The sequence below is a fragment of the Providencia sp. PROV182 genome (assembly GCF_028480325.1).
GTDB lineage: Bacteria > Pseudomonadota > Gammaproteobacteria > Enterobacterales > Enterobacteriaceae > Providencia > Providencia hangzhouensis.
Genome location: NZ_JAMPOL010000019.1, coordinates 1 through 13428, shown reverse-complemented (window position 1 = coordinate 13428; position 13428 = coordinate 1). Strand labels below are relative to the sequence as shown.

Sequence of the window (13428 nt, the reverse complement as noted above, 5' to 3'; positions counted from 1 at the left end):
AAAAAATGGATAAAACCAAAAAAGCACAGGAAATGGTTCATCAAATTGATGAGCTTGATGTCGTGCGCTATTTAACGGAAAACCCTTATTTTTTTCTTCGTAATGCACAGCTGTTGGAGCAACTAAAAGTCCCACATGTTGTGCGGGAAGCGATTTCATTGCCTGAGTTAGTCATGAGCCGTCAACGGTTGAAAATCAAAGAGCTCGAACAAGATATTCGGTTTATGGTTGAGCAAGCTCATGAAAATGTAGAGCTTTTTGATGAGTTGTTAGTGTTGGTGATTGAAATGTCATCAGCAGAAAGTTTACAGAAAATGCTGTTAGCGCTAAACCGTTGGGCAAAAAAACTGGGTTTATCCGGTGCTCAGGTACGCTTGTTTAGTGACAGTTGGCATTTGTCTGCACCTTTGGATGCACATCAATTAGTTATCTCGCGTCGTGTTTTTGAACCCGTGAGGATTCAACGCTTTGGTGATAAGCGTAACTACCTCGGCCGGTTAAATGGCCCTGAAATCCAACTACTTTTACCTGATGCGTTAAATGTCGGCTCAGTCGCCATTTCATTGTTTGGTCATCATGGTGAATCAGGTATGGTCATCTTTACTAGCCGTGATCGTGAACATTATCAACATGGTATGGGAACGGTCATGTTGGAGAAAGTCGCTCAAATTCTACCGAGGTTATTATGCCAATGGATAGAACGCCTGTAAAAAACCAGCCGGAAGGGCTGATGAGCCAAATTGAGGCCTTTCTGTATTATCTGCGTGTTGAACGCCGGCTAAGTCCGGTTACTATTACTAACTATCGTCGCCAACTGAGCGTTATTGTGGAGATGTTAGCCTTATTAAATATCCACGAATGGCAAAAAGTAGATGCGACGATTGTGCGCAACATTGCGGCTAAAAGTCGCAAATCGGGTTTACAAGCAGCAAGTATGGCGTTGCGGTTATCATCGCTGCGTAGTTTTTTTGATTGGATGGTACACCAGGGGGAATTACCCGCAAACCCCGCAAAAGCAATCCATGCCCCTAAATCCAAAAAGCGCCTTCCTAAGAATATGGATGTGGATGAAGTCTCCCAACTTTTGAACATGGATAGTGGCGACCCTCTTGTTGTACGTGACCGAACGATGCTTGAAGTGATGTATGGCGCGGGGTTACGCTTATCTGAACTAGTCGGGCTAGATGTTCGCCATCTTGATTTAAATACGGGCGAAGTGTGGGTAATGGGGAAAGGGAGTAAAGAGCGCAGAGTGCCAATGGGTAAAACTGCGGTGAGTTGGCTACAACGTTGGCTTGAGATGCGAGAGCTCTATGACCCTGAAGATGACGCCGTTTTTATTTCAACCCAAAGCGGTAAACGTATTTCGAATCGGAACGTACAGAAACGTTTTGAGCAATGGGGAATAAAACAAGGGGTTAATAGCCACATTAATCCCCATAAATTACGCCACTCTTTTGCGACACATATCCTTGAATCAAGTGGGAATTTACGTGGAGTGCAAGAACTTCTTGGGCATGCAAATTTATCAACAACACAAATCTATACGCACCTTGATTTTCAGCACTTAGCAAACGTGTATGATGTGGCTCATCCGAGAGCAAAGAGGGAGAAACCTTAATGCATTTTTACCGTCCGTTATCACCCATTCTGGCGATCACGTTTGATTTGGATGACACGCTTTACGATAACCACCCAGTTATTGATAAAACGGAAGAAGAAGTTTTACGTTTTGTTCGTGAATATGATCCGCGCTTTAATCATTTTAGTAATGAAGATCTTTATGCTTTTCGCCGTCTTGTTGAAGAACAAGAGCCTGATATTTATCATGATATATCACGTTGGCGTTGGCTCTCTTCCAAAATGATGCTTTGCCATTATGGTTATTCGAAAGAAGCGGCACAAAAAGGGGCGGATGACATCATGGCGCATTTCACATATTGGCGAAATAGAATCGATGTCCCGAAATCCACCCATGAAACATTGTGCCAACTTGCAGAAAAAGTTCCGTTGGTGGCGATTACTAATGGTAACGCAGAGCCGGAAGCATGTGGGTTAGGCCAATATTTTCAATTTGTATTGAAAGCGGGGCCTGATGGGCGCTCAAAGCCATTTTGTGATATGTATCGTTTAGCAGCAAAGCGACTTGAAATTGAGCCACAATTTATTCTTCATGTCGGGGACAACCTGTTAACGGATGTTGAAGGTGCAATTAACAGCGGTATGCAAGCTTGCTGGATAAACACAGAACAAAAAACACTGATGGAAGAGAAAGAGGGTCGTTTATTACCGCATGTAGAAATTTCGCGGTTGGATTCTCTCTTATCATTGGTATAATTATTTCCTGTATAAAAATACAGTGGCAATAGCCATTGTTAATAACCTCACAGTGGTATTAACCACTGTTTTGCTTTGATGGTAACTATGGACGTCTCTTATCTGCTTGAAGGCCTTAATGACAAACAGCGCGAAGCGGTTGCCGCCCCGCGTACCAATTTACTTGTCCTTGCGGGGGCAGGTAGTGGTAAAACTCGGGTGCTAGTGCATCGAATTGCATGGCTGATGTCTGTGGAAAATGCTTCCCCATTTTCAATTATGGCAGTGACGTTCACGAACAAAGCGGCAGCAGAAATGCGCCATAGAATCAATCAATTGATTGGTACTAGTGAAGGCGGTATGTGGATAGGAACATTCCATGGCTTAGCGCATCGTTTATTACGCCAACATTATATGGATGCCAATTTACCGCAGGATTTTCAAATTCTCGATAGTGATGACCAATACCGTTTAATTCGTCGCTTACTTAAGGCGATGAATTTAGATGAAAAACAATGGCCACCACGTCAGGGTATGTGGTACATAAACGGTAAAAAAGATGAGGGTTTGCGTCCTCAGCACATTGAAGCTTACGGAAACCCAGTCGAAGCGACATGGCTAAAAGTATACCAAGCTTACCAAGAAGCCTGTGATAGAGCCGGACTGGTGGATTTTGCTGAGCTATTATTACGTGCCCATGAACTGTGGTTAAACAAGCCCCATGTACTACAGCATTATCGTGAGCGCTTTACGAATATTCTCGTCGATGAATTCCAAGATACCAATAATATCCAATATGCATGGATCCGTGTACTCGCTGGGGAAACTGGCAAAGTCATGATTGTTGGTGATGATGACCAATCAATCTATGGCTGGCGTGGGGCTCAAGTAGAAAATATCCAGCGCTTTCTCAATGATTTTCCTGGTGCAGAAACTATCCGCCTTGAGCAAAACTACCGTTCAACGAATAATATATTAAAAGCGGCGAACGCATTGATCGCGAATAACAGTGACCGCTTAGGGAAAAATTTATGGACAGAAGGCGGAGATGGTGAACCCATTTCCCTCTACTGCGCTTTTAATGAGTTAGATGAAGCACGTTATGTGGTTGGGCGCATTAAACAATGGCATGAAAATGGTGGAGCCCTACAAGATTGTGCCATGCTGTACCGGAGTAATGCACAGTCTCGTGTATTAGAAGAGGCGCTCATCCAAGGTGCTATGCCATATCGTATTTATGGTGGGCAACGTTTCTTTGAACGCCAAGAGATTAAAGATGCACTTTCTTATTTAAGATTAATAGCAAATCGTAATGATGATGCTTCCTTCGAGCGGGTGGTCAATACACCAACACGTGGCATCGGAGATAGAACATTAGATACTGTTCGCCAAACGGCACGGGATCAACAACTAACATTATGGGAAAGTTGTGAGTACTTACTTCGCGAGCAGGTGTTGGGAGGTCGGGCAGCCGCTGCAATCGAGCGTTTCTTAGAATTAGTCGATGCATTAGCTAAAGAAACCCAAGACATGCCATTACACGTTCAAGCTGATAGAGTGATTAACGACTCAGGCCTACGAGCGATGTATGAGCAAGAAAAAGGCGAAAAAGCACAGGCTCGAATTGAAAACTTGGAAGAGTTAGTCAATGCAACCCGTGATTTCAGCTATCAAGACGAAGACCAAGACTTAATGCCATTGCAGGCTTTTCTTTCTCATGCAGCATTGGAAGCAGGAGATGGACAAGCGGATGTTAGTCAAGATGCCGTTCAATTGATGACTTTGCATTCGGCTAAAGGCCTGGAGTTTCCAGTTGTATTCATTGTGGGAATGGAAGAAGGTATGTTCCCAAGCCAAATGTCGATGGATGAAAGTGGTCGTCTTGAAGAAGAACGTCGCCTTGCTTATGTCGGTATTACCCGAGCAATGGAAAAACTGACTATCACCTACGCTGAAAGTCGTCGTTTATATGGCAAAGAAGTTTATCACAGGCCTTCTCGTTTTATCGGTGAGCTACCAACCGAGTGTGTTGAAGAAGTTCGTTTGCGAGCGCAGGTTTCAAGACCAGTTAGCCATCAACGCCTTGGTACCCCGATTAGCCAAAATGATTCGGGTTATGCATTAGGGCAGCGTGTAGTTCATCCTAAATTTGGAGAAGGCACGATTATTAACCTTGAAGGTAGTGGTGAACACTGTCGTTTACAAATCGCTTTCCAAGGTCAAGGAATTAAATGGCTGGTGGCTTCATATGCGAAGCTTGAGAAACTGTAATAGACAAGTATAAATAAAGTAGAAATCTGAATAATATTTCTACTTTATTTATTTAAATGAAATATAGGTTTAAAATAATTATAATTTGTTTTTATTATACAAATAATAAATTAGTCACTCCTTTGTCTTTAATATAATATAAAAACGCAATATAGATATCAAATTATGTTTTTAATTATATGAAAATCAAAGGGATTAATATGGAAATTAATTTTAATTTAAATAGTTATGATTTTAAAAAAATAGACTCGTTAATTTTTTCTGCTGAAAATCGTTTAAATAAAATTAAGAAACTGAAGTCTTCATTAGTAATGAAAATTCAAGATGAATATGGTTATGAATATTTATCTGAAAAAACAAATATAAATAGTGAAGTGACCGCTAAAATAGATGAGGTGAATAAAGCTATTAAATTTTTTGAAGGTAATTTACTAGCAATGAAAAATCTTGCTAGTAAATATAACAAGGAAAATATCGGTAATGAGATTTTATATTTTGAGGCTAGTGAGTTTTCTAAGTATAAAATAGAGTTGGAAATAAATAAGCAAAATAAAAATATTGGTGGTGACCATAAACTACTAGAAAGTATTTTTGTAATCAAAAAAATCCCTCATGAGACAAAAGAGGGTATGTTAAATAATGAAAAATCTACTTTAGTAAAGATAAATAATGAAATAACCCATCTAAATACTTCGTTTAATAAAGTTAAAACAGGTATTGTATCTATCTCAATAAATTATCATAACGCTAAGCTAAAATCATTGAAAAACAGAGCATCTAAGTTATTAGAAGATGAACGAAAAATTGATTTACAGTTAGATAACATAGAAATTGAGACAATAAAAAATAAAAAAGAGATAGATGATGAAATTGAAAAATTTGTTTCGTCTATAAATGATTTGAAATCTCGTTCAGTACAGATATTAAATAAAGGAAGAGCTTGGGGCTCCAGTTCGGTTGTTACTGATAAATATAGCCAAAAACAGATAGATGATTCGATGAGAATGTTAGAGGAAAAAGTTCATAAAAATGTAAAAGTATTTGATGAACAATTAAATGTGTTTAAAGGCCTAAGTGAGTTGAACGAACATAAAACTAATTCAGAAATAGAAGAAATAAGGTCATTACGTAGAAATATTTCATTGTATAGAGTAGAAAGCCCTAGCATAGCAAAAGATAAGCATGTATTAAATGAGTTAAGTAGGATAAGTGAACTACAGGAATCAAATTTACTAAAAGTATTAGACGAATTAAATCAATATATTGATAAGCTAAATATTGAAATGGAAAAACAAGGCGAATTAGAAGTGAATTCAGGGCCTTTTAAAAATCATCTATCTTTAAATATTAAAAGATATAATGAAGAAATGCATAGCATTAAAGAAACTATCAAAGATGTTGAACTTCACTGGTCAATTCGTTCTCAAAAAATGATTGAAAATCAAGATGGTAATACATTAGTTCAACCCGTAATTCAAAGCGAATTAATTTCAGAACGAATTACGGCTTTCCAATCGACGGAAGAGGGAAATAGTGAAGTAAATAAAAACCTAGGGCAGGTAAGTCTTCTTAACCCAGTGGCACGTTGTTCTTGTGGTGGTATTGGAAGAACTGCATTCTGCTAAGTCAATCAATCGTTTAATTTGATTTTATAGTAAGCACTCAATATGGATGGAGTGCTTTTTTACTATGGAATGAGTATGTTATTTATGTAATTTTGAATCTCTTTTCTAGTTTACTCTATGATAACTATCACTATCTTTTTAGTGATTGACTTTGATATGCCGTATCAATCATCAGGATTTAAGTTTTTAATTTTAAAACTATATCTCAATGAAGTATAAAATATTACCTAATTAACTTTTCTAAGACTCATCATGTCAATGGATAAACTTATTGATTCACTTTCCTCACAAGGTTGGTATGTGTGGGACGATTTCATGAGCCTGCAACATATACAAACCATCAAAAATAGTATCCCAGATACCCTACAGGATGCACGTATTGGGCGCGGCGATACCTTACAAGGAAATAAAAGTATTCGTACTGATCAAACTGTTTGGCTAGAACCTGAAATGGGGGAGCCTATCGTTAATTATCTCGATAAAATGGAGCAGGTTAGGCAAGAGCTTAACTGCCAGCTTTATCTTGGTCTGCGTGATTTTGAAACGCATTTCTGCCGTTATCCTAATGGTGGGTTTTATAAAAAGCATCTTGATAACCCAAGAGGACAAGGGCGTCGCAAGGTAACCACTGTTTTATATATGAATGAAGCATGGCAAGCTGGAGATGGAGGTGAACTTGTTGTCTATGATAAAGAAAACAATCAATTGTTTGAATTGGAACCGCTTGCAGGTCGAATAATTTTTTTTATGTCTGAAGAATTTCCACATGAAGTGTTACCGACTCAACAAAAACGAGAAAGTATCGCAGGCTGGTTTTTAACAGAAAAATTACTCTAATCCGTTCAGGCTATTACCACCTCTTATTGAGGTGGCTGATAGAGATTCTTCCATATTTATAATATCTAATTAATATTATATTATTTTCTTTAAAATTTAAGATTAACTCTATTCAATTTAACTTGTTTTAATCGGTTATATCAGCCATTTTACTTGTGATTTTTCAATGTACATATAAAAGGAGCTTGTAGATGAACAGCGTTGATAAATTTGGTTATGGTGATAAGCAGATTCAACAAGGAATGAGTATCATGGAATATGAAAAACAATTAGAAACAGCATTTAATAGCTTAATGAATAAAAATAAGGGTGATATTGTACCTATTAATTATGATGTTGATCATTCGTCACTAATACAAACAACAAATTGTTTTTCTTCACAAAAAGAATATAGTTTTATCATTGAACCAAATTATTATATTGCTGAATGTCAATTTAATAATTCAATGTGTTATTTAGTGAATTAAATATTGTCTGGGTAGTAAAGCACAAAACAGTAAGGTAGATATCTTAAATTATATACCACCTCTTATCTGAGGTGGCATTGTTTTATTTTAAACGTTTAAATTCATTTCCTGAAAAAGTAATTACAGCGTTTCCTCTTTCAATTTGATAATGGGAATGATGACGTTGTTTATCCAGTTCATTAAGTTGCTGCGATTGATGTTCATTCAATTTCCATTGAATTAACTGTTTCGCAAGCTTTTTGTTAGCGTGCTGGCTGCGTTCAGATTGCACTTTGACAGTGATACCCGTAGCGACATGTTTTGCTCTAACCGCAGACGAGGTTTTATTAACGTGCTGCCCTCCAGCCCCCTGTGCTTTAGTAAATTCAAACTCAATTTCACTCTCTTCAATTGGTTTAATGGGAGAGAAACGGGTGACACTCAAAAACCAATTTTTACGTTTATGTCGTGGCCTAATTTGGCTTTGGCACTGCCATTGAATAGTGCCAGTCCATTTTTGGGATAGTATTTCTGCATTCTCACCTTCCAATGAAATTAAGGCAGATTTCAGTCCGTAGCGTGATGGAAAAAACTCAAGTGCATCGGCAATGACTGAAAGCTTTTTAGCCTCTTGGAAAAAACAAGCAAGTGCTTTTTCCACCGCTATGCAACATTCTTCAGGCCCCTGCGCAGAGGAAAACTGTAATAATATCATTAGCAATCTCCACTGGTTTTATAGGTTATAACAGGTTTAAGGCGTGCAACAACTTGGATGATGCCAATATTCACCATGCTTTCAATTACAGTATCAATAGATTTATAAGATTGAGGGGCTTCTTCGTAAATCAATTGTTTGTTTGCGCAGATAACACGGCTACCTAATACCGTCCTTGATAATTGAGTCGGTGTATATTTATGTGATAAACGCCCTTTACACTCAGCCCGCATCCACTTCCGTCCAGCTCCATGAGCAAGAGAATTCAGACAAACTTGACTTGGTTGTGGAGAAACGAGATAACTGTAATCACCTCGAGAACCAGGGATAACGACTAGCCCGCGATCTGATGGTGTCGCTCCTTTTCGATGTATCCACCCTTCAATACCATTGATTTTACAGTATTCAACTAGGTTATGATTAAGGTCGAGTACGAGTTTTCCCTTTGATTTTACTTGTTGCAGCATACGTAAACCGATCATTTGCCGATTTAGTTGGGCAAAATCTAATGCATTCTGATGAGCTTCCAGATAATCTTTTGCATCTTGAGTATTGTCTATAAGTCCATCATGGCTATATTTTTCTACATGTTGGCGAAGGATTGATTGGCCTAAGCCACGAGAGCCACTATGCACTAATAACAGTAATTGTTGTTTATTTAATCCACATATGCTGAACAATTCTGGATTTAATATTTCATCAACGCCCTGAAATTCAGCAAAATGATTTCCGCCACCAATAGAACTTAATGATGACATAAAGTCATGTGATTGCATGTTATTTGGAACATGCTCTTCAAGCCATGACAAAGGCGCATGATCTGACATTTCAGAAAGTTGTTTTTCGAGTTTATCGAGGTTAACTTTCGATTTTTTAATATCAGTTTGGAACAGCGCCATTCCACAACCGATGTCATTACCAACTAGCGCAGGATAAAAGCGCTTGGTTGAGAAAAATGCCGCACCAATTGGGTATCCACGGCCTGGATGTAGGTCAGGCATGCCAACAACAGAGACCATATTAGGTAAGTTTGCGGTTGTTTGTAACTGTTGGATTGCTTTACTTTCAATCCATGTTGATTCTGTGGCGATATAGCTGACTTGCTGATCCACAGTATGTAAGGTATTGCCCATAAGCTATTAACTCATTTTTAATTGAAAAATAAGGTGAATTAGCAGGCAAAATTAAGAAAATAGATTAACTAACGAGAGTGGCTATTTCTGAGTGTGCCCGCAAAGAGTTTGATTAATTGTTGTCATGGTAAACCTCCTTGCAGTTAGTAGATGAATATAAAACGCTGCGGATACTAACGGTAACTTTTTTCTTTTGCAAGGGCTATTTTAAAGATAGCCGATTTTTAGCCTTTTTCTGAAACCAATATATAAAATCAATATATAAATTAATTAATATTATACAAACTAATAATTAGATAATTAAATTTATATTTTTATTTATTCCAATGGAATTGAGCGTGAGTGAAATATAAAAATTTGCTATCATTTGGGCGGGTGCTTGAGCCTTTCTGGTTCAAGCTTATTATGTTGGATAAAATGTTTGGATTAGAAATGGAAAAGCCCCGTTAGTTATTATTAACCAACGAGGCCCAAACCTAACCCGACAGTTAGGATTGTGCCTCTTAACCATTAAGAGGTCAAGGGAAATGAGCAAGTTCGCAGTGATTGCGTTTGTTTCAGCGTGTATTACCGTGTTTAGTATTTCAGTACTAATGCGAGACAGACTTTGTCTAATTGTCATTAGTCATGGAAATACAGTTGTTCAAACAACGTTTTCTTACGAAGAGTAATGTTGCTTTACGAGGGAGCGTATTCCCTCGTAATTTCCCGATTTAATTGTGTGTATTCAGGTTTGGAATTAAGTGCCCAATTAAAAACACCCCAAGATATTATTTAATCTTTGGGGTGTTTATTTAATTAGTTATCTAAATAAATAATTAAGCAATATGTACAGTTTTTCCACCAATAATTGTACGTAATACTTTTACATTTTCAATATCATCAGCGGGGATCTCAAATACATTGCGATCTAGCACGATCATATCAGCAAATTTTCCAGCCTCTAATGAGCCGAGTACATCTTCACGGTGCTGTGCATAAGCAGAGTCAATGGTTGCAGAGCGCAAAACTTCAATTACCGTCAAATCTCGGTCATTATCGAGTCTCGGTGCTTTTTGGCCATTAATATCGCGGCCACGGCGTGTCGCTGCGACTTTTAAATCATACCATTCATCGAAATCATCGATTGGCCAGTCACTACCAAATGCAACAACCGCGCCAGCATCGACAAATTTAGCGATGGGTTCAAGTTGCTCAAAACGTTCATCACCGAGCATTTTTTTCTCAAAAGCCGCTAGCTCTGGAGTTGGGGCTGCCCACTGGAAAGATAAACAAGCGATGGTTTTTAAGCGCGCAAAACGGGCGTAATCATCCGCATGGACTAGTTCATTGTGAGCGAGTCCTGGGCGAATATCTTTTTCTGGGTGCGCTGCTCGCATTTTTTCAATCGCATCTAATACGATGGAAACGGCACCTTCACCAACAGTATGCAAGTGAGGGTTATAGCCTGCTGCGGCAATTTTTTCCATTAATTCATCAAGAATTTCAGCTGTGAAATACAGATCACCATAGTTATCCGTTTCTACCCAATTAGGCGTGTCATCTGTGCCTTGATTAATGCGGTATGGCTGCAATAACGACGCTGTCATTGTTGGAAATTGCATGACACCATCAACAAACATTTTAATATTATTCAAGCCAATACCTGGGGTTGGTATCCAATCAGCTTGGTGCCATTTTTTGGCAAATGCAACGGCTTTATCCACGGCTGCCGCTACTGAAGCAACATCTGGTGTTTCATCGGGGGTGATTTCACGAGCAGCTTGGAAACGGATCGTAAGGTCACCACGTTGCTGTAATTGAGAAAAGGCTTCAAGCTGTTGTTCTGAAACGCGGGCGTCCATCACCATCGTCACACCTTGCTGGTTAAGTACTTTCTGTACTAATTCAGCAACTTCAATTGCTTGGTCGTCACGAATTGAAGGAATGCTATCGGCAGCACGCATAGCGGGTGCATCTTCAAGGATGCCATTCAACTCACCGTTCTCGTATTTGCCAATTTTACCATCAGGTGGCTCAGGCGTGTCTTTAGTGATACCAAATAGTTCGAGAGCACGGCTATTGGCTAGCAATGTATGGCAGTCATTTGAAAATAATACGACAGGGCGTTTTGTATTGAGCTTGTCCATATCTTCACGATACATATCAACACCCGCCGGGATCATTCCTTGACGTAGCCATGCAGTGACTTTGAGCCAATCATTTTCCCCGGTACGAGGGTCTTTATCGAGGTGATCTTGTACACGCTCTAAAATTTGCTCGATAGTTAACGATTCATAATTTAAATGACAACCGAAGAGTTGAATACCGCCCCAAAAAGGGTGCATATGACCATCAATGATACCAGGCATCATCATTTTGCCTTCGAGATCGATACTCTCTGTTTCAGGGCCAACATACTGATGAAGTTCATCAGAAGTGCCTGTGGCAAGAATGTAACCATCACGAACAGCAACCGCATCGACAACGCGATTTTTATCATCCGCAGTATATATATAACCGTTAAAATAAATAACGTCAGCTAATTGATTATTCATTGTAAACCGTCTGTATCAGTGGTGCTTTGGTGGCACCAGAGCTAAAAAAACAACGGGGAAGGCAAGTGCTCCCCCGTAATCATTTATAAGACTTGAAATGCTTAGTTAATAATCATTTCAGTTTCATCGTCAGAGATTGCAGGTGGACGACGAGTAAAACCATGGGTCAGCAGTGCTAAGTAAATTGCCCCTGCGGCTAGCCACCATAAACCCACTTTAAAGGCTTCGCTATCAAGGCTTGTCCATAACCATAATGTTAGGATAACACCAATAGAAGGCATAATCAGGCAAGTGATAATTTTTGTATTATCCAGCGGTGCTTTACGGTCAATGTAAAAATGTTTAATGACCGATAAATTCACAAAAGTGAATGCAATTAAGGCACCAAAACTAATCATTGAGGCGACCATGCTGAGTGAAAGCACTAATGAAAGCAGTGATGCTAACGCAACAAAGATAATTGAGTAAACCGGTGTATTGAGTCTTGGATGCAGATAAGCAAACAGCGAACGTGGTAACACACCTTCACGGCCCATCGCATAGAAAATACGCACAATACTGGCTTGTGAGGTCATTGCCGAGGCAAATACACCGATAACATAAGCGGTGATAAAGCTAGAAGCCATCATCGCACCACCAACTTGTTTCATTACCGCAAGGCTAGCAATATCTGTGTTAGGAATGAAATCTTGCCACATCGGGTAAACCAAGTGCGCACCATAGGAAATGATGACAAATAGCGTACCTGCGATAAACACGGTGTATAGAATCGCTTTTGGTAACGCACTACGTGCATCTTTGGTTTCTTCTGCCATGGTGGAGATCGCATCAAAGCCAAGGAAGGCTAAGCAGAGTACCGCTGCACCAGCAAATAACCCTGATACTTGTTCTGACATTACCGTAATAGGTGCCAATAAAGCATCAGTATCCAATACAAATGAAGTTTTAAAACTCAAGTATAGGAACACTGCGATAAATACAAATTGCATTAAAATGATTAGCATATTCATTGAGGAAACTAATTTAATTCCCAAAATATTCATAATGCTAACAATTGTGATGGTACTGCAAATAATCACATACATTGGGATATCGGGGAACGCTTCATGAACAAAGATCCCAATTGCAATGTAGTTAATAATTGGCAGAAAGAGATAGTCGAGCAATTGTGCCCAACCCACTAAAAACCCGAGTGTGCCGCCAAAGGTTTTTTGCACGTATGAATAAGCAGATCCTGAAAGAGGAAGTGCGCTTGTCATGCGGCAATAGCTCATGGCGGTAAAAAAGACGGCAGCTAATGTAATTAAATAAGCGATAGGCAGATGGCCCTCACTCAATACAGTTACTTGTCCATAGGTGGTGAAAATTCCGAGTGGCACCATATAAGCCAGCCCGAAAAAAACTAACGCAGGAGTGGTCAGTACGCGTTTCATTTGAACGGTATTCTGTTGCATTTTTAAGCCCTTCCCAAAAGCCCTTAACAACGTTAACTCTGTCTGAATGCACAGGCCGAGTGAACCTAAAATGCAGCCGTACTCGTCATACTTC

12 protein-coding genes are annotated in these 13428 nt (G+C 39.1%); 8 read left to right on the top strand and 4 right to left on the bottom strand.

The genetic code is table 11. The annotated features are described in order from the left end of the window. Positions 1-5: 5 nt before the first annotated feature. The 7 genes from PR834_RS15450 to PR834_RS15420 all read left to right on the top strand — a co-directional run bounded on the left by PR834_RS15450 (position 6) and on the right by PR834_RS15420 (position 7516). Complete coding sequence (locus tag PR834_RS15450) at positions 6-710, top strand: DUF484 family protein (protein WP_272536764.1); 705 nt, start codon at positions 6-8, stop codon at positions 708-710. Next, positions 692-1621 carry a tyrosine recombinase XerC gene (xerC, locus tag PR834_RS15445; protein WP_096864363.1) on the top strand — a complete coding sequence of 310 codons (930 nt, stop codon included), beginning with the start codon at positions 692-694 and terminating at the stop codon, positions 1619-1621. The genes PR834_RS15450 and xerC overlap by 19 nt, the downstream gene beginning before the upstream one ends. Next, positions 1621-2337: a 5-amino-6-(5-phospho-D-ribitylamino)uracil phosphatase YigB gene (yigB, locus tag PR834_RS15440; protein WP_004906059.1), complete on the top strand. Its 717-nt coding sequence runs from the start codon at positions 1621-1623 to the stop codon at positions 2335-2337. The genes xerC and yigB overlap by 1 nt, the downstream gene beginning before the upstream one ends. Before the next feature lie 87 nt (positions 2338-2424). Next, positions 2425-4587: a DNA helicase II gene (gene uvrD / locus PR834_RS15435; protein ID WP_036958803.1), complete on the top strand. Its 2163-nt coding sequence runs from the start codon at positions 2425-2427 to the stop codon at positions 4585-4587. Positions 4588-4787: 200 nt separating this feature from the next. After that, on the top strand, positions 4788-6212 hold the full coding sequence (locus PR834_RS15430; protein WP_272536763.1) for a hypothetical protein: 1425 nt from the start codon (positions 4788-4790) through the stop codon (positions 6210-6212). Between the two features lie 252 nt (positions 6213-6464). Beyond that, entirely contained in the window at positions 6465-7049 is a 585-nt protein-coding gene (locus PR834_RS15425; RefSeq protein ID WP_196725055.1) for a 2OG-Fe(II) oxygenase, read from the top strand. A gap of 191 nt (positions 7050-7240) precedes the next feature. Next, on the top strand, positions 7241-7516 hold the full coding sequence (locus PR834_RS15420) for a hypothetical protein (RefSeq protein WP_096864360.1): 276 nt from the start codon (positions 7241-7243) through the stop codon (positions 7514-7516). Between the two features lie 82 nt (positions 7517-7598). Here PR834_RS15420 and prfH read toward each other — a convergent pair whose 3' ends face one another. Together prfH and PR834_RS15410 are read right to left on the bottom strand one after the other, a co-directional pair. Then, positions 7599-8210, bottom strand: a complete 612-nt coding sequence (prfH, locus tag PR834_RS15415) for a peptide chain release factor H (protein ID WP_272536762.1) — start codon at positions 8208-8210, stop codon at positions 7599-7601. Then, positions 8210-9343 carry an RNA ligase RtcB family protein gene (locus PR834_RS15410; RefSeq protein ID WP_094962469.1) on the bottom strand — a complete coding sequence of 378 codons (1134 nt, stop codon included), beginning with the start codon at positions 9341-9343 and terminating at the stop codon, positions 8210-8212. The genes prfH and PR834_RS15410 overlap by 1 nt, the downstream gene beginning before the upstream one ends. 527 nt (positions 9344-9870) lie before the next feature. Here PR834_RS15410 and PR834_RS15405 point away from each other — a divergent pair. Then, positions 9871-10014: a Hok/Gef family protein gene (locus tag PR834_RS15405; protein ID WP_112308132.1), complete on the top strand. Its 144-nt coding sequence runs from the start codon at positions 9871-9873 to the stop codon at positions 10012-10014. A gap of 147 nt (positions 10015-10161) precedes the next feature. Here the strand turns inward: PR834_RS15405 and PR834_RS15400 are convergent, their stop codons facing one another. Continuing rightward, positions 10162-11880, bottom strand: coding sequence for an amidohydrolase (locus PR834_RS15400; RefSeq protein WP_272536761.1), 1719 nt, complete (start codon positions 11878-11880; stop codon positions 10162-10164). A 101-nt stretch (positions 11881-11981) separates the two neighbouring features. Then, positions 11982-13334 (bottom strand): APC family permease, encoded by a 1353-nt coding sequence (locus PR834_RS15395; protein WP_096864356.1) that lies wholly within the window; start codon positions 13332-13334, stop codon positions 11982-11984. Between the last annotated feature and the right edge of the window lie 94 nt (positions 13335-13428).

Bases quoted from the DNA above. Each gene is read 5' to 3' on its own strand.
- PR834_RS15450 (WP_272536764.1), top strand. From the start codon at position 6: ATGGATAAAACCAAAAAAGCACAGGAAATGGTTCATCAAATTGATGAG.
- xerC (WP_096864363.1), top strand. From the start codon at position 692: ATGGATAGAACGCCTGTAAAAAACCAGCCGGAAGGGCTGATGAGCCAA.
- yigB (WP_004906059.1), top strand. From the start codon at position 1,621: ATGCATTTTTACCGTCCGTTATCACCCATTCTGGCGATCACGTTTGAT.
- uvrD (WP_036958803.1), top strand. From the start codon at position 2,425: ATGGACGTCTCTTATCTGCTTGAAGGCCTTAATGACAAACAGCGCGAA.
- PR834_RS15430 (WP_272536763.1), top strand. From the start codon at position 4,788: ATGGAAATTAATTTTAATTTAAATAGTTATGATTTTAAAAAAATAGAC.
- PR834_RS15425 (WP_196725055.1), top strand. From the start codon at position 6,465: ATGTCAATGGATAAACTTATTGATTCACTTTCCTCACAAGGTTGGTAT.
- PR834_RS15420 (WP_096864360.1), top strand. From the start codon at position 7,241: ATGAACAGCGTTGATAAATTTGGTTATGGTGATAAGCAGATTCAACAA.
- prfH (WP_272536762.1), bottom strand. From the start codon at position 8,210: ATGATATTATTACAGTTTTCCTCTGCGCAGGGGCCTGAAGAATGTTGC.
- PR834_RS15410 (WP_094962469.1), bottom strand. From the start codon at position 9,343: ATGGGCAATACCTTACATACTGTGGATCAGCAAGTCAGCTATATCGCC.
- PR834_RS15405 (WP_112308132.1), top strand. From the start codon at position 9,871: ATGAGCAAGTTCGCAGTGATTGCGTTTGTTTCAGCGTGTATTACCGTG.
- PR834_RS15400 (WP_272536761.1), bottom strand. From the start codon at position 11,880: ATGAATAATCAATTAGCTGACGTTATTTATTTTAACGGTTATATATAT.
- PR834_RS15395 (WP_096864356.1), bottom strand. From the start codon at position 13,334: ATGCAACAGAATACCGTTCAAATGAAACGCGTACTGACCACTCCTGCG.